Consider the following 17,296-nt stretch of genomic DNA (forward strand, 5'->3'; position numbering starts at 1 on the left):
CAATAAAATGTTTATTTTGGTGGTTGATCTATGTGAAATTGTGTGCAATATTTCGTTTAGTTAAATATAGTTTACTTATAATTTACTTATAGTTTACTTATTCATATCAAAAAACATAAATAACGGGGTAATTGTGAAAAATTGTAATAAAATACTTAAATATAACAAGGTAGCGTCTGCGATGGCGTTAGTGATGTTGGGGGCAATCGCGCCATCGTCTTATGCGTTTAATGAAAACAGTCAAGAGAATGAAGTTATTGAAGTACGCGGTATTCGTGGCGCTTTAGCGAGTGCAGCTAATATTAAACGTGAATCGAGCGGTGTGGTTGACGCTATTACTGCTGAAGATATAGGTAAATTTCCAGATACCAATTTAGCAGAATCTTTACAACGCATCACGGGCGTTTCTATTGACCGTGCTAATAATGAAGGGAATCAAGTGTCCGTACGTGGCTTCGGTCCAACCTTTAATTTAGTAACATTAAACAACAGACAAATGCCAACCTCGTCAACTTTATTATCAAATGGCATTAATCGCAGCTTTAATTTTAGAGAAATCGCAGCAGAAAGTGTCTCTGGTGTTGAAGTTTACAAAACAGGTAAAGCCCATGTAGCCTCGGGTGGTATTGGTGCCACAATTAACGTGCAAACGGCTAAACCGTTTAATTATGATGGTTTTAAAGCTGTTGCAAGTGTTAAAGGGGTTGTTGATACCAGTGTAGATAAAGGTGATAGCGTAACACCTGAGTTGTCTGGCATGATAAGCAATACATTCATGGACGGTAAGTTTGGTGTTTTACTTGCTCTATCTCATGCTGAAAGAGATAGTCATAAAGAAAGAGTTGGTTCACAGGGGTGGATTCCTGAACGTGGTTCAAATGTCAATAAAAGTGGTATCGATTCTTCTTTAAATCCAAATGGAACCCATTGGGCGCCATTGACTATGGATGCTGATAATCATGATTACGAACGCGAAAGACAAAACGGTCAACTAGTACTTCAATATGCACCTACTCATACGTTAACAGCAACAGTAGATTATACAATGTCTCGTTTCAAAGAAATAGACAATATGACGCGAACTAGCTTTTGGTTGGATGGTGATACAGGGGGCGATGCGGATGCAAATGGCACCGTAACTAATCCATTTAGAAATGATGATGAATTAAACTTTTGGGCGTTTCACTTTCTTAATGAAACAGAGAATGATTCAATTGGTTTAAATTTAGAGTGGATTGCCTCTGATTCATTGAGCTTTAATTTTGATTATCACGACTCAACATCGCATGCTCAACCTGATGGACAAAATTCAGAATTTATTATTAATTTAAAAAATCCACGCGTCAACGATACCAATAATGACGGAATACCAGATAGAGGTGGTGTTGATGTTGGTTATACAACAAGTCCTGATGGTCGTCCGAATGTTTTTTTTGATGCTGCAGATTTAACAGGACAGGATCCCTTTGCAAAAGAAAATATTGAATTTGATTTATTCCAGAATCGTGGTTTAGAAATTGAAAATAATATTAAGCAATTTCAACTGCATGGCGAATGGGTTAATAACGGTGATGGTGCCCTGGCTAAAATTAGCTTTGGTGTAATGAATACTGATTATCAAATTGACACTAAAAGGAGGAAAACAAGTGCATTTGTACCAGTAGATATATCGACACTCGATCTTCAGTTTAGATCAAGTGAGGGATTTGGAAGTCAAATTGGAGGAAACCAAAACCTTTTTCCTTTACTTGCTGATTTTAATGCACTTGAGGCGTTGGATTTAGTCAAAGAACAAGGTTACTTTTTTGAATTAGACCCAACATTTAACTCTGTGCAAGAAGAAACTTTCTCAGCCTTTGTCGCCTTTGATTTTATCGGGGATTTCAATAATATACCATTCACTCTCAATGTTGGTGTACGTTGGGAAGATACCGATGTTAAAGCCGTGTCATTGCAACGTGAAAGAATAGCACTTAATTATGTGAATACTGCCGGTAGGTTTCATGAAGTCTTTGCACCCGATGTAAATAATGTGAGCCTTGAAGGAGGCTATACACGTTTATTGCCGAATGTTGATTTCAGCTTAGAACTTACCGATGAAATAATGGCAAGATTTTCTTATAGTACAACGTTAAGTCGACCGGATATATCGTCTCTGTTCCCATCAACAACTATCGATGCTCGTCCTACCGGACCTTATAATGCTTCTATCGGTAATCCTAATTTAAAACCGTTAGAATCTCAGAATCTAGATTTAAGTCTTGAGTGGTATTACGACGAAGGAAGCTATATTTCTGCGGGGTATTTTATTAAATACGTAGAAAACTTTATTGGAGTTACGACTAGAGAAGGCACAATGCCTGATGTCAATGGTAATCCGTTAACTGATCCGAGTATTAATCCTCGTACTGGTTGTCCAGATGAAGTGGTAGGTGGTAACCCTGCTTGTTTCTCGACCCAAGATGATCCTGCTATAAACTTTCAAATTGCAACACCGGGTAATCTAGATGATGCCCAAATTGATGGTTGGGAATTGAACTTACAGCATATGTTCGGAGAATCGGGCTTTGGTGTTGTTGCAAACTATACCGCGGTTGAAGGTGATGTTGTATACGACGTATATGATGTTAATAATACTTTTGCTTTAACTGGTTTAAGTGACTCAGCTAACCTTATTGGTTTTTATGAAAAAAATGGATTGCAAATTAGGCTTGCCTATAACTGGCGAGATGATTTTTTATTAGCTTTATATCAGCCACAACGAGCTGGCGAACCCACATTTGTTGAAGAATATGGCCAATGGGATATCAATGCGAGTTATGAGGTATCTGAAGCAGTGTCTGTTTTTGTCGAAGGGATAAATATTACGGAAGAAGTTACAAGACAGCATGGACGTTTTAAAGATCAATTATTAAGTTATGATCAATACGGTGCTCGTTATAACGTAGGTGTTACAGTTAAATTTTAATAGTTAGCTTATAGCATGTGCCCTAGCATGTTTTTTTTAGGTTACTACATTGGTGTAGTAACCTCTTTTTTACTCAATTACGACTACCAACGTTGTACCATTATTTCTAATGTACGCAGTAAATAGGACAATGAATATGAATAAAAAGCCTTATACATTTCGAACCTTATTAAAACTTGTTAGCTTGTTAAGTTTTGTTTTTATTTTTTCAATTCAGGCACAAACACAACCAAATATCATACTAGTAATTGCTGATGATTTAAGTTGGGATGATTTAGGTGCGTATGGTCATGAAACTGTAAAAACACCTAATTTAGATAAAATGGCTGAAAAAGGAATGAAATTTGACAACGCCTACTTGACTGCTAGTTCATGTAGCCCTAGCCGTTCAAGTATCATCACAGGCAGATATCCTCATAATACTGATGCAGAACAGCTACATTGGGCGTTACCTGCTGCACAAATAACCTTTAGTGAAAAGTTACAAGAGGTGGGTTATTGGACTGCTGCTGCAGGTAAATGGCACTTGGGTGATGAAGTTGTTGACCGGTTTGATGTTGTTCATGAATCTCGTTTCGGTAAAGATGAACCTTCAGGAACTGATAAGTGGTTAGGTTTACTTGATGAACGCCCTAAAGATAAACCATTCTTTCTTTGGTTAGCTTCTTGGGATGCACACAGACCCTTTTTTGAAGGGGAACATCCGGTTAAGTACGCTCAAGAGGATGTAAGAATGCCACCTTATTATCCTGCAACTGAATTATATCTAAATGACTTTGCCGCTTATTATAATGAAGTGTCTCGTTTAGATTATGTTGTTGGTCAAATTGTTAAAAAATTAGAAAGCCAAGGAATAGCGGATAATACATTAATTGTATTTATTGCTGATAACGGCAGGCCATATGCTCGAGATAAAGCAACATTATATGATTCAGGTGTAAAAACACCTTTTATTGCTTATTGGCCTGATGGGATCTCTGCTGGTATAGTCAGCAAAAGTATCATTAGTTCAATTGATATTGCGCCTACCTTTCTTACTTTAGCGAATGCTGAGCTACCTTCTACACTCGAAGGTAAAACACTAACGCCATTATTTAAAGCTCCTAATACACCTTTTAGAAAATATGCATTTTCTGAACGTAATTGGCATGACTTTGAAGATCATGGTCGCTCTGTTCGATCAGAAAAATATCGTTACATTCGCAATAATTATAACGATTTACCTGCAACTCCAAGTGCAGACACTGTATATCATAAAACATGGGCAGAACTTGTTAGATTAAATAAGCAAGGAGCTTTAACTAACGCCCAGTCAAGACCATTCTTAGCACCTCGTCCTAAAGAAGAGCTATACGATCTTACAAGTGATCCTTATGAATTAAATAACTTAGCAAGCAATAAAGAATATTCAAATATTTTAATGGAGCATAGCGAAGCGCTAGAACAATGGATAAAACAAACAAATGATTTTATTCCAAGCTTCAGAACCCATGATGATTTTGATAGAGAGACGGGGGCTATAACTAAATATAGAAAGAGGAATCCTCGCCCATCAAAAATGGAGATGTATAACGCATCAGGAAAATACTAAGTTATTGTCATGATCATAAACTAATTTTAATTATGTTAAATTGGAGGTTTAGCGCTGTTAGCTAAAATAATTACTTTAGTGAGAGTACTAGGTTAAAGACATTAGCCGATTGTTAATCGAAGAAATTAGCAATGGGCTATTTTATTTATCTTAAAATACATGCTGTACATTTTCGATCAGTGAAACCTGTTGTCGTTAACAGCAAAAACTAAGTCGTGATAATGAACTCATCGCAGACTTGCTGCTAGGTTTAGTGCAAAATCAGCGTAACTGGGGATTTGGCTTGTGCTTTTTGTATTTACGCAATGTGAAAGGTTATCTGAGGAGCCGTGTCATCTATCAAACTGAATAATATTAAATAGACATCAATTAGATCACAAATTTACTTTAATTTATATTACCTTAAAATCTTTTATATGCATCAAGATACTAAGAGTGCTCGAAACACCCTAAATATTAATATGAACTAAGAATAATATTAAGCCGTTTTTTCTTCCGACAACACTTCATCATAGCTAATAAATACCAGAGATAATTGCTATTCAAAGTCTCAGATCTAGATGAGAAATTCCGTGAAATTGGCCTGTTTCAATTGTTTTTCTATAGAACATAATACAATATTACGCATCTGTTCTCGGGCTTCTTCAGGCTTTCTTAAGCGGACAGATTCGAATACATTAAAATGCTCTTGTAGTGCTACGTTATGTGGAGATAATTCTTCTTCTAACGTTGCATCGAAGGCTACAAGCATGACTGATGACAGAAGATCTCCTAACGCAATCATAAAAGAATTATGGGAGGCTTTTAGTAGCGCTCTATGAAACAATAAATCGTGATTATTAAATAATTGGCGAGCTTTGTTGTTAGCACCTTCTTTCATTTTTAAATAATGTTTTTCAATATCAGCTAGATCCTGTGCAGTGGCATTTAGTGCCGCTAATGCTGTTGCACCAGGTTCTATACTTCGCCAATGTGTTCGCAAACAAGAGCCGGATTTATGACAGGGCGATATCTTTTTCGATTTGGTTTGGCACGGGCAGTAATTTCCCCTTGGCTGCCCTATGGAGTACCAAAATCAGAAATTACTCTCGGTGAACGACTCGCAAAACTAGGGTATGAATCAAGAGGAGCATTCGGAAAGTGGCATTTAGGACACCTTCAGCCTGAATGGCATCCATTGAATCAGGGGTTTACTGACTTCGAGGGACAATATAACGGAATGGCTTACTATTGGACTCGGCACCGAGTAGGGGAGCCGGACTGGCATGTTGCAGATAAGCCAACCGAAATTACGGGATATACAATTGATCTCGTGGGTTCTGCTGTATCAGAGTTCATTCGGAATCATGCTGCGGATGACAGCCCCTTTTTTGCTTACGTGCCTTTCACCGCCCCACACCTTCCTTTGCAGGCACTTCAGGAGCTAGTTACAAAATACCGCAGCCTAGCAAACGATTCGGATGAGCTGGGACGCATGTCTAAACCTACTCTGGCGGCGATGATTGATAGTTTAGATGTAAACATAGGCAAGATCCTGTCCCCAGTTGACGAGGCCGGAATTCGAGAAAATACTGCAATATGGTTTTTCAGCGATAACGGGGGAATCGGAGCTATTCCAGATAACAATGCTCCGTTACGTGGAGAAAAGAGGACTACTTGGGAAGGCGGCATACGAGTTCCTGCTGCAGTGATGTGGCCAGGGAGTATTCGTGGTGGACGAGTACTGAACCAGCCAGTGATTAATACTGATCTCTTGCCAACGTTGTTGGCGGTAGCTGGACATGTATCAGAAAAAGATGAAGCACTGGACGGACTGAATATTATCGATTCACTATTGGATCCGGATAAAAAACTACCAGCCCGCAAACTGTTTTTTTACCGTGGTAAAGGCGGACCTGAAAATGAGTGGGGTGGAGTCATTTCTGAGAGTGATTGGAAACTTGTTGTAAGGGGGCCAGATGTACGACGAAAAGTCCGATGGCAGTCAAAAAGTCACGAGGTTGGTTTGTACAACCTTAAAACAGACCCAAACGAAACTACAGACCTGTCATCTTTGTACCCCGATATTGTGGAAGAACTGGGGGGAGAGTTAGTCGAATTTCGGAGATTGCAGCCAGCTAACGGTATTCCTGCAACAGGGGGAATAATGCCCGATGTTTATATTCCTCCAAAAAAATGGGAACGTCACTTGAAACGACTGGAGTCACTAAATGACCGTGAAGGTCTGGGTAAAGCACTTAACTAAGTTTTACATTCCAGGGTAATAATGTGTCGATATCAAGTGCAGGTTTGGTCAATTGCTCTAGGCAATACATGAGATAGTCGAATGGTATTAATCCATTCGCTTTTGCCGTTTCTATTATCTAGTACAGTATGGCACTGGATCTTGCACCACATGCTGTATTTGAGAACATCCAGTTCTTGCGGCCGATAACAAACGCTTTAACCGCTTGCTCTGCTCGGTTGTTGTCGATATTAAGGTCGTATCTTCAATATAGCGACTGAGCTTATGCCATTGATTTTTATAATATTGGATTGCTTTACCTAAGGCTGTTTTTTGTGGTTCGTTCGCTTTCTCTAACTATTGACAAAATTGTGCTAACAAGGGCTTCGCTTTTTCTTGGCGACCTTGGTATTTTTGCGTTGGAGTTTACCTTTTAATGCTATTTCTAACCGATACAATTTTTGAATCTGATTAAGCGCCATATTCGCTTAACCCTTTTTACCTTTAGGGGGGGCGATTTCTGCCTCTTTAAATTTTCGACTTACATGTGCCCAACAACCCGCTAACGTTTCTGCTGTTTTTTCATAGCTCACGTAACCATCAACTAGCAAATAACCCGTGTAGCCGTCGAGATAATCTACCGCACATTGCCCCGCACGACCGGATTGGTAATCATATAAAACAATATTGGGGATATCATTTTGTGTAGGTGCATCACTGCTCGTGCAGTAGAGCCACATATAGCACTTAGCTTTTTCTTCGTTAATGACTTTAAGCGTCGTTTCATCTGCTTGAATAACATGCTGCTGAAAGAGGGTTTTCTGCAATTGCGCATAAAGTGCCTTAAACAGCTCACTTCATTTCATCATCCACTCACTCATCGTCTTTCGACTCAAGGCAATACCGTATTGCTTAAATAAGCTTTTCTGTCGATAAAGTAGCAGCGCATACTGATATTTACTGGTAATTATTTGGCTTAGCAATGAAGGTGTAGCAAATCCTTTAGGGATTGGGCTGGGTGGAACAGGTGCACTCTTTACTTTAGTGCTAATGCATTCTTTTTCACACGTTCGGCAACTGTACTTTAATCGAACATGCTCCATGACTTTAACTTTCGCGGGGATAAATTCAAGTTTTTCACTGCGCGATTCACCCATTTGATGTAGTTGATAACCAAAACAAACACAGGATTTTTCTTCATCACTCAAATCATGAACGATAACTTCACGCTCAAGGTCTTTGGGGAGCCTTTGTCGAATAGGCTTTTTCTTAACTGTGGTTGGTGTTAATTCAACCACGTCTTCAATAATATCAAGCTCTACTTCTGCTTTGTTAAATAAATTACCTTGCGAGGGGTGACTTTCACTCTGTGCACCAAAGAGTTGCTGCTGAGCAAGACGAAACTGCTCTTCGAGAAACACTAATCTAGCCGCTTGCTCTCGTTCAGCTAAGAGCATCGCTTTTAGCTTTTCAATATCATTGGGTAGGGATTTCTCATCATCAGTCAAAAAGCTATTTTGTCAATAATTCACGCTAACTAATTGGCTTTATATAGATTATTTGGTGATCAATAAATGCTACTTATGATCACAGGTTATAAGGAAACGGTTTCATAACTAATCGCTTGATGCCCAAGTACATCGAACCCGTCAAACAGCCAATGCAATTGCTGCTCGACAATCACCACTAAACCATTTATCGATTTCCTAATATCAACAAAATCACGATAAAGAAAACCCTCGGGAACATCACTAAGCATCTTCATACGTTAGCCCATTGAGCAGCTCAGCTATAAAGGCAGGAGAAATATCACGAGGAAATGATAATTTACCAACGGGTAAATTCAGTTTGATGGGGTATTCAACGGGTTTTGTGATGAAAGTAGTTTGTTTGGTAATAATGTTTTTTTTTGATAAAACCAACATTATTGTCTTTAGCTATAATGGCTTTAAGCGCATAAAAATACTTAGTGCTTAATTGGTGCTGGTCACAGAACTTAGGTACTGATAGACCGCTAGTGATTTGTTGCTCTACAAGGTTTTTCCACTCACCAGAAGTTTTACGGCTCATACATTGCTCCTTTTATTACGTTGGAGCAAGTCTAGGGTTAATGCTTAGCTTAGGATATGTGCATTTGGCTAGACGTTCACATTACAAATCCTACTTTGTCCCAAGAAACAATTTACTAGCTTAGAATTAAGGACATCAATCGTCGTTTTATCGCCATAGAAACTTATGGGACAAAAAGTTTCTATAGCGATAAAATCTAAGGCGGAATCGCCCCCAAAGCTTGTTATAAATACTTATAGTTTCATAAACCAATTGTATTCTGCTCTCAAATTCAGTTTCTGTGATAAATACAACCCCAACTCTTTTAGTTGAGCATTATCTTGGTAATTTATTATTAACGTTTTTAATTCTGTTAATGCTTGATTACTCTGTCCTGCACTATCTAATGCTAGAATATAAGTATAAGCATATTGAGCATCATCCGGCATTAATGTCATTGATTTATCAAAAAGGACAAGCGCTTTTTCAATTTTTTTCTGACGGACAAAATGTAATCCATAGGAATAGTGCAACGCAGCTGAATTAGGATTGTTTTTAATGCCTTTTAATAAGACTGATGCAACCTGAAATGGACGTTGTTGTGCTCGATAAATATCAGCTAAATTGATATAGCCTGATTCAAAATAAGGCTCTATGTTTATTGCCTTTTTAAATGATTTTTCTGCTTGTGTTAAATCATTCATTTCAATTGCTAACACGCCTTGGTTAGCAGCACCTTCACCACGCCAACTATTCACTTCATTAGTATGAATTAGCTCTTTAAACGCTTTATCGAAAAGTGATTGGTCTTTTTTAGCTATATCACTGGTAACCAAACTACGTGCAGCAGCCACTCTTATTGCTTTATATCGGTCATTTAATAAAGGACTTATAACTTTTATTTTATCAGCTGATGGTAACTGCGTTGCAACAGTAACAGCGCTTAACCTAAATAGTGGCTCGGCATGTGTTAAATAAGGTGTTAGTGACCTAGCTAATAACACCTCTGAATTAGGTGATTGGGTTGTGTAACTTAATAACTGAATAGCGGTCGCTCTGCTGATAACATCAAGCTTATCATCGCCAATAATCGATAAGTGTTGTTTTAACGTGAGAGTTTGTCCTGAGTTTAAAGCCATCAAATATTCTTTGTTAACATTTAAATGAGCTGGTTTACCATGCCATTTTTCTAGATTGGTACTTGCCCATTGATTAGATTTACCATCATGACAGATTACACAAGCATTAGGGGTACCAAAGGCTTGAGAAATATCAGGTCGAGGAATTTTAAAACTATGATCACGTCTATCGTCCACCCCCATATACCTATTTTCAGGCATATGACAATTAACACACTGAGCGCCAGAAGAGTCTTCATTATGTTGATGATGCTCTTTTACATTATAAACCTCAGCTCCATGACACTGAAGACACAAACCATTTCCTTCAATCTTGAGTTTCATTGTGTGCTTGTCATGACAATCTAAACAATTAACATCAGCTGTATACATTTTACTTTGTAGAAAAGAGCCATAAACATAGACCTCCTCTTTTATCTGACCATCAGCATGATAATTAGGGAATTCGAGGAATTGCGGCGTAAACTGATCCAAAAAAGGCACTTTAGGTTGAATACCATCGGTCAGTGGCCCTCGAAGTGAATGGCACGCAAAGCAACCATCCATAAAGTCATTATCTCTCTTATCACCTTGCCAATGTGCTGTTTTTTCGCCAATACTGCGTAGCCATTGCCCTGTTGGGGACTTTATAGACGTCACATCACCTATGGCTGTTCGTTTAGTTTTTGTGTCTGAACTTATAATCGAATTTGTATTTACATGCTCTGACATATCACCATGACAAGAGAAACAGCCAACATTAATATTATCAAATTGACTACTAAAACTGTTTTTCTCAGCATTATATTCTCGAACCAAACCATCTGAATGACAATCAGCGCACATGCCATTCCAGTTTTGTAATGGTTGACGCCAATGTAATCTATCTTCAGGGCGAATTTCTTCGTGGCTATAGTTATGATACCAACGCTGACCTCCAACGGCTTTTGTTCGGCTGTCCCATGCAAAAGGTAAAACTTGTAGCTTTCCTGGCTCAGTTTCAACTAAATACTGTTGTAGCGGGAAATGACCAAAGGTGTATTTAATCGGGTAAGTATCAGCTTTACTGTCAGCACTAGAATCATATGAAATGGTCACTTGATAGCGATTATCTTTAATAAAAAAATGGGCTTTTTGGCCATAATGCTCAACATCTACATTATAAAAATCAGCAAGCACCGATTGTTTATCTGCAATAGCCATCGATTTTGCGTGATCTGATTTTTTCCAATCATGTTGAGATTGCTCATGACAAGAAATACACTGTTGATTATTTACCGATTGACCTTTTTGAAACTCATGCATAGCTATTTCAACAGCTTGGACAGGTAAAATAGCAAGAAAACAACTAAAAGCTAAACTACATAAATAAAAAAACTTCAAAATTTATATTTACCTTAAAGAACTAAATTAATGATTTGCTTCGCATAATAGTTAACTTCCTAATATTAATTGATTATAAACTTTCACGTGAGGAAAACTCTATTGAAATTTGATCTATAAATGGGGTGGTTACACATCAACATTAACACACAAACAACAAATAATAAACACAAAGCATTAGATAATAACCATTGATTTAATTTAAATTGTGTGTGATATTTTTAAAGTGTCACTTTATATCTTATTAATAGAATATTATTTAGTGGTAAATGAAAATGAGATAAAACGATTAAAATGGGGTAATAATGAAAAATTTATATGTCAAAATTAAACTAAGTAAAATATCACGCTAGCTTTATATAAGTATTGCTCTAGGAGCATTATATATGAAATCAAGATTACTTTTTGGCAGCTTGCTGCTAGTACTATTTAACATATCAACTCAGGCTGGCGTTACCTGTAATAAAAGTGAGCCCTGTCAGATAACAGGCATTCGGCAAGCTGAGGGGATTAATATCGGAGAAGTGACTGACGTTCAAGCATTGCGTCTTACTTTGAATCAGGAGAGAGTAAATGCCCCAGAAAAATAATATGAAACATACACTATTAATACTTTTAGTTACTTTTATTATAACAGGGTGTTCCGTAAAAGGAGACAGTCCAAATATTGTAAAAGGAGACAGGCCAAATATTTTATTGATCATGGCTGATGATATAGGGATAGAAGGTTTTGGGAGTTATGGCGGAACAGATTATAAAACCCCCCATATTGATAAATTAGCTGCTGAGGGTATCCGGTATACACATGCTTATTCACAACCCTTGTGTACACCCACCCGGATACAAATTATGACGGGAAAATATAATCACAGGAATTGGCAGTATTTCGGGATATTACCTAAAGGTGAGAAAACATTTGGACATTTGATGAGTGACCTAGGTTATAAAACACTATTGGCAGGAAAATGGCAATTGACCTCTTACGATCCGCTGGATTTTCCAAATGCTGAAAAAAGAAGAGGTACGGGGACACATCCTAGAGATGCAGGGTTTGACGAATACTCTTTATATCATTCCGAAGAAACCGAAGACAAAGGATCCAGGTATGCTGACCCTACTTATATGAGAAATGGTGAATTAATAAAAGAAGTGAAAGGAGAATACGGCGATGATATTACTGTTGACTATATATTAGATTTTATGAAACGAAACAAAGAAGAGGATATGTTTGTTTATTATCCGCTAGCCCTTCCTCATAGACCCATGGTGCCTACTCCTGATTCTAAAGATTGGTCAGACCCAGCAAAAAGAATTGGTATTGAAGACCCAAAGTATTTTCCTGATATGGTCCAGTATATGGACAAACTTGTGGGGAGATTAGTATCCGGGCTTGAAGATTTGGGACTAAGAGACAATACCATTATCCTTTTTTATTCTGATAATGGGACTGATGAATTAATTACCTCCACAATGAATGGAAAAAAAATTACTGGTGGAAAGGCTGCCCCTACTCAAACCGGTATCAGAGTACCACTGATTATTAATTGCCCGGATATGATTAAGCCAAGTATCAACTCAGATTTGATTGATGCTACTGATTTTTTACCTACACTCGCAGAATTAACGGGCGGGAAAGTCCCTTCCAGCTGGGAGCCTGATGGTATCAGTTTTGCACCCGGCATTTTGGGGAAACAAGGCGAAAAACGAGATTCGGCTTTTTTCTGGTATGATCCAAGACCAGGCTGGGGGAAGGATAAGTTTGAACGACATATTTTTGCCCTTGATCATGAATATAAATTATTCTCTGATGGTCGGTTATATAGTATTGATGGTGTAGAGATGAAGGAAAAACTGATAAAGCTATCTGAATACACGGAAAAAGAGATTGAAGCAAAAAATAAACTAGAGAAAGTTATCGCGAAAATGATGAGTGGAAAGAAATCCCATGCTGCTTTAAATGAAGTAGATGGATTTGGCAACCCTGTTAAAAAATAGCATAGGGTTTTTCTGGCAGGCCTGATTTAACAGAACCCTTCTTTAGGAATATTCAGCTCTCAGGTTAATTATAATTAACCTGAGAGCTACTTGGGACCGCCATCGAGCTAATTCTCTTTGGTGGCCAGCCTGTGTAAAAATTCATCGTTGCATGTATAGATTTAAAAGTACGTTCTATCTCTAAGTTTGTTTATATTTGATTAGGTCTGTATTTATGGTTCTGTCGCAAATAGATGTGTTGGGGACTTTTTGTCCCCAATTTTTCTAGGTAATGTCGATACCAAATTATTTAAGTAAGGAGATAATTTGATTTATTTTCTATTCTGAATGTTAAATGCCTGCATTCTCAGTTCGTCCTTTTAGAGATTTATTCATTAACTTAAATCCTGCTCTTGTATCGTTATCAAGACCTTTCCAAAGTAATGGAGCTAGCAAGCCACTAAAGTTTTCTTTTTGTATAAGCAGACAGCCATCGTCTTTTGGCTCAATAATGAATATATGTTCCCCGTCAAAAATACCTGAAAATAAAAAACGCCCAAGCCAACTAAACTCCTTGTTTACAATAATTGATTTCACCGTAGGTTTAAAAATCATTCCTTTGCCATCTGGAGGTGCAATTAAGACCTCTAACTTTTCACCTACTTCCGTTCGCCCCTGAGCCTTTTTAATAAAAGGATTCCATTCAGAGTACTTTTGAAGGTCAGTAATATTGCTCACACCTTTTCCGGGCTAGCTGATATCTAAATTTCAGTTTCCAATGTCTTCATGTTGCCTCCTGTTTATTTTGCGCATAAGCTTATTTTAAGTATATAAGTTAATTTATATTTGTAATCAAATGCTTACCTTTAGTGTTAAATTAAATGTAGACGTAATGTATACATTTAAAATGGCAACGCGTGACCACTCGAAGCACTTCCAATCTGACAGTCAGTCATCACAATCAAAAGCGCAAGTTCGAGCAGTAGTCTCTTGTTATATTTTTTAGCTATTATTGGCAAATTTAGAGTGATGACTTTATAAGTGAGTAGCTTTCTTTTACTCATTTACATACTGCTCATATTTAGTTTGTCTATTTGTTTTATAAAGGCCGAATTACCAGTTTTTGCATTTTGATTGTCAGCCCTTCGAAGTTGCCTGGCAACTCGAGTCTTGGCTTTGAATCCATATCTTGCGTTCGGAGAAGCACATGTCCACGCGTGACGCAGTTGATTTGCTATATGTGGATGTTCACGTGACAGGCTTGCTAATGGCTCTGCACATATCTCAAGCGTTAATGCATCGTGATCAGCAAGACTCCCAATAGCGGTACGGCTTAGGTTATCTGAAAGGGTTTGCGTTTTACCAATATCGTGAAGCAAAGCGGCTGCTTTGACGATATCACATTCAATAGTGCCTCTAGTGAACTCTTTGGTAATTAAATTGACGACTGCAAAGCTGTGAGATAATAATCCTCCTAGCGAATTGTGATGAAATCTCAAGCTGGCCGGGTTTCTAACAAACGGCACCATTACCTTACTTTGTAAAAGCACGCGCTCAATAAATTGACGTAAGGGACTAAAATCTATATTCGCTACACAATCAATTAACTGGGTTAAATCATTAGCATTTATTGCAGCAGAGTAGGGGATAAGACTTACCCGTCTTGTTTTTGCTGGAATGTCACTCACAGGATTTACCTCGTTGGTTTTTGATATCATACCTCCAACAAAGTGTTTTGAATAATTAGACCATTACACGCCTTTGGCGGAGAGCATAAGGCCCTCGACATGAAAGGATGCATACCACTCCTGAAATTGCTGGTGTTGAAATGAAAGAGCACCATCGGTATCGGAGCGAATTAAGGTGTGCAGGTTTACGAACGCATTTAGGGCTGCTGCTGGTTCAATAGGTGATGCAAGCTGGCCTTGCTCGATCAGGCTGTCCGTTGCTGATTTGCATAGACTTCGAGCCCTAGATTCTGAAATGGCGGTTGTTATTTCGTAAGTTGCTTCTGCGGCAAGTTTGTAAAGGATGTCTCTATGAACACCCAAGAATATTTTTCTTAGCTCAGTTGCTTTTTCTGTGTCTTGCTCATGATTGTCTAAAAATAATCGTAATATTTCTTCTTTGTTAGTGGGAAGTGCTTCGCCAGATGTTTGTGATAATAACACTGTAAGATATAGGGGAATAGAAATAAGGTCCTTTATACCTGGCGTCCTCCATGCATGATCAAGAAGGCGTTCGCCCTCATTACCGCGTAATGATACAGCCATTTCCTTTTGTTGATCTTCACTTAAAGCGTCTATTTTTACGATTGGCCCCGTAAGCGGGATATCCAGATCATTTTGGCGGGTACTCAGATTTATTCGAATACCCGGATAGTCTCGTCTTAGAGCTTTGATCTCATAAGAGACTCTTAGCTTTGCACCTTCGTTGAGTTCGTTCCAACCATCTATAATTAAAGATAAACGACCGTTATGCGCCATAAGCGCAAAGTGCTCGGCCTTGAACCCCGCAAAAGCGCTTCGGCCGGATAAGGACTGAAAGAAACCTGTTGACTGGACAGCCCACTCGCTTAGCGAGATATACGCAGCAACATTCGCATTACTTTCTAGGATGCACTCGGTAAATTGATATAATGTTGTTGTCTTTCCTGTTCCTGGTGGGGCAATTACTATTATTTCGTTAAAGTTATTGTTTGCTTCCGCAAGACTTGAAGCACTAAATGACCTTGCTTCATCTCCATTTACAAGTTTAAGTCCAAGAAGCACAGGATGCTTTGGCCATGATATTGCGCTCTTAAAGGCACATATATCATTTTTAGCAGCTTTGATTAGATTTAAAGTGCAGGATTCAATGTCATCTGTAGCAGGCAGGCCCAATCTTCTTGCAAAAGCTAAATCCGTAACGATGGAGAATGCTGGTGTTTTCAACTCATCAGAAAGCGCATATGCAATCGATTCAAAAGCTTGCTTTTCTGCATCAATCTTCCATGCGAGCAGTGTTTCTACCGTGAAGTGAGCATCATCTACATCAACTAATCTTCCACATCCTGGGCATAACCATATGCCGTTTGATTCGTGCTTTCGTTCATCTGATGTTAGCGTTGTATCGTAACGAGGGCCTCGTTTAGATGCGGCTGTAATATGAGCGGCAGTGCCAACACGCATAAAGCCACTACCGTCTGCTTTCGCCCCAATTGTCGGTTTTCTACAATCAGGTTTAGAGCAAAGGTAGCGAACTTTCTTTGCCATGATTTCTTTTGTTTTCTCTGTAAAATCATCTCTGTTTGTCACAGTAGCTACCGACTTAATCTTATCAAACTCTTGGCTCCAATAGAAAAATTGGTCAAAGGCGTTAAAAATTGAATCTCCCATCGCCTAAAACCTGCCTTTGAATGCTTATGCTTCGTTTTAACATCCTAGCAATTCTATGGAACCACTTACTCAATTAATGTCCGCTTTGGGTCGATATTTGACCTAGATTGAGGTTATCAGACAATTTTTCGATTGTCTCTTTTTCGCTCTTTATTGTCTGCCGATATCTGAATCGATATATAATCTACTAGGCATCTTTGACTTTGACTTTTTGGGTTTATATTGGCAAGGAACTTCGTAGAGGGGCTTTCAGTATTAATCTTCTTAACCAGTGAATAAAGCAAACAGTTCACTCTGACTATCTTTGCGAATAAACTCAATTTTTGCGATTTTGCGTGTATATTAGTGTGCAAATTGGAAAGGGCTGAAAGGCTTTAATACAGTGGGGGGCGGAGATACTGGTTGTCGGATTTGCCACATTTTCGGCACGGATTCGGCACGGATTCGCCACACATTTTGACACCTAACCCGAATTCGCTCGAATAGCATTTGGAAATAAACGGGTAAAGTGTATATAAAACATGAAGATAAGAAGTGGTGGACGCTACTGGGCTTGAACCAGTGACCCTCGCCTTGTAAGGGCGATGCTCTCCCAACTGAGCTAAGCGTCCA

Annotated in this window: 12 protein-coding genes, 1 tRNA gene and 2 pseudogenes; 6 read left to right on the forward strand and 9 right to left on the reverse strand. The window is 38.4% G+C overall.

Annotated elements, in window-relative coordinates; all coding sequences use genetic code 11:
• Positions 1 to 133 precede the first annotated feature (133 nt).
• The 3 genes and pseudogenes from Q4574_RS11410 to Q4574_RS11420 form a co-directional block, all read left to right on the forward strand.
• On the forward strand, positions 134 to 2,968 hold the full coding sequence (locus Q4574_RS11410) for a TonB-dependent receptor (protein ID WP_303474247.1): 2,835 nt from the start codon (positions 134 to 136) through the stop codon (positions 2,966 to 2,968).
• A gap of 136 nt (positions 2,969 to 3,104) precedes the next feature.
• The gene (locus tag Q4574_RS11415) at positions 3,105 to 4,559 is read left to right on the forward strand and encodes a sulfatase (RefSeq protein WP_303474248.1); all 1,455 of its coding nucleotides are present in this window, start codon (positions 3,105 to 3,107) and stop codon (positions 4,557 to 4,559) included.
• 169 nt (positions 4,560 to 4,728) lie between these two features.
• Positions 4,729 to 4,878, forward strand: a pseudogene (locus Q4574_RS11420) (IS3 family transposase); the annotation flags it as partial.
• Positions 4,879 to 5,115: 237 nt separating this feature from the next.
• Here Q4574_RS11420 and Q4574_RS11425 read toward each other — a convergent pair.
• Positions 5,116 to 5,541, reverse strand: a complete 426-nt coding sequence (locus Q4574_RS11425; RefSeq protein WP_303474249.1) for a FadR/GntR family transcriptional regulator — start codon at positions 5,539 to 5,541, stop codon at positions 5,116 to 5,118.
• 15 nt (positions 5,542 to 5,556) lie between these two features.
• Between Q4574_RS11425 and Q4574_RS11430 the strand changes: the two genes are divergently transcribed.
• On the forward strand, positions 5,557 to 6,804 hold the full coding sequence (locus Q4574_RS11430) for a sulfatase-like hydrolase/transferase (RefSeq protein WP_303474250.1): 1,248 nt from the start codon (positions 5,557 to 5,559) through the stop codon (positions 6,802 to 6,804).
• On the opposite strand, the pseudogene Q4574_RS11435 reads toward Q4574_RS11430, so the two are convergent.
• The 4 genes and pseudogenes from Q4574_RS11435 to Q4574_RS11450 all read right to left on the reverse strand — a co-directional run bounded on the left by Q4574_RS11435 (position 6,797) and on the right by Q4574_RS11450 (position 11,333).
• Positions 6,797 to 8,291: pseudogene (locus Q4574_RS11435) on the reverse strand (IS66 family transposase). The gene Q4574_RS11430 and the pseudogene Q4574_RS11435 overlap by 8 nt on opposite strands.
• 86 nt (positions 8,292 to 8,377) lie before the next feature.
• The gene (locus Q4574_RS11440; protein WP_303474252.1) at positions 8,378 to 8,548 is read right to left on the reverse strand and encodes a hypothetical protein; all 171 of its coding nucleotides are present in this window, start codon (positions 8,546 to 8,548) and stop codon (positions 8,378 to 8,380) included.
• Positions 8,549 to 8,643: 95 nt separating this feature from the next.
• The gene (locus Q4574_RS11445) at positions 8,644 to 8,853 is read right to left on the reverse strand and encodes a hypothetical protein (RefSeq protein WP_303474253.1); all 210 of its coding nucleotides are present in this window, start codon (positions 8,851 to 8,853) and stop codon (positions 8,644 to 8,646) included.
• 233 nt (positions 8,854 to 9,086) lie between these two features.
• Positions 9,087 to 11,333, reverse strand: a complete 2,247-nt coding sequence (locus Q4574_RS11450; protein WP_303474254.1) for a multiheme c-type cytochrome — start codon at positions 11,331 to 11,333, stop codon at positions 9,087 to 9,089.
• Positions 11,334 to 11,719: 386 nt separating this feature from the next.
• Here Q4574_RS11450 and Q4574_RS11455 point away from each other — a divergent pair, with 386 nt between their 5' ends.
• Together Q4574_RS11455 and Q4574_RS11460 are read left to right on the forward strand one after the other, a co-directional pair.
• Complete coding sequence (locus tag Q4574_RS11455) at positions 11,720 to 11,923, forward strand: hypothetical protein (protein WP_303474255.1); 204 nt, start codon at positions 11,720 to 11,722, stop codon at positions 11,921 to 11,923.
• Positions 11,907 to 13,328: a sulfatase-like hydrolase/transferase gene (locus tag Q4574_RS11460; protein ID WP_303474256.1), complete on the forward strand. Its 1,422-nt coding sequence runs from the start codon at positions 11,907 to 11,909 to the stop codon at positions 13,326 to 13,328. The genes Q4574_RS11455 and Q4574_RS11460 overlap by 17 nt, the downstream gene beginning before the upstream one ends.
• Before the next feature lie 330 nt (positions 13,329 to 13,658).
• Here Q4574_RS11460 and Q4574_RS11465 read toward each other — a convergent pair whose 3' ends face one another.
• The 4 genes from Q4574_RS11465 to Q4574_RS11480 all read right to left on the reverse strand — a co-directional run bounded on the left by Q4574_RS11465 (position 13,659) and on the right by Q4574_RS11480 (position 17,295).
• Entirely contained in the window at positions 13,659 to 14,045 is a 387-nt protein-coding gene (locus Q4574_RS11465; RefSeq protein ID WP_303474257.1) for an SRPBCC domain-containing protein, read from the reverse strand.
• Positions 14,046 to 14,371: 326 nt separating this feature from the next.
• Positions 14,372 to 14,995 (reverse strand): HDIG domain-containing metalloprotein, encoded by a 624-nt coding sequence (locus tag Q4574_RS11470; RefSeq protein WP_303474258.1) that lies wholly within the window; start codon positions 14,993 to 14,995, stop codon positions 14,372 to 14,374.
• A 63-nt stretch (positions 14,996 to 15,058) separates the two neighbouring features.
• Positions 15,059 to 16,684, reverse strand: a complete 1,626-nt coding sequence (locus tag Q4574_RS11475; RefSeq protein ID WP_303474259.1) for an NACHT domain-containing NTPase — start codon at positions 16,682 to 16,684, stop codon at positions 15,059 to 15,061.
• Between the two features lie 535 nt (positions 16,685 to 17,219).
• Positions 17,220 to 17,295, reverse strand: a tRNA-Val gene (locus Q4574_RS11480).
• Between the last annotated feature and the right edge of the window lies 1 nt (position 17,296).

The sequence above is a fragment of the Aliiglaciecola sp. 3_MG-2023 genome, from assembly GCF_030548205.1.
In the GTDB taxonomy this organism is placed as follows: Bacteria; Pseudomonadota; Gammaproteobacteria; order Enterobacterales; family Alteromonadaceae; genus Aliiglaciecola.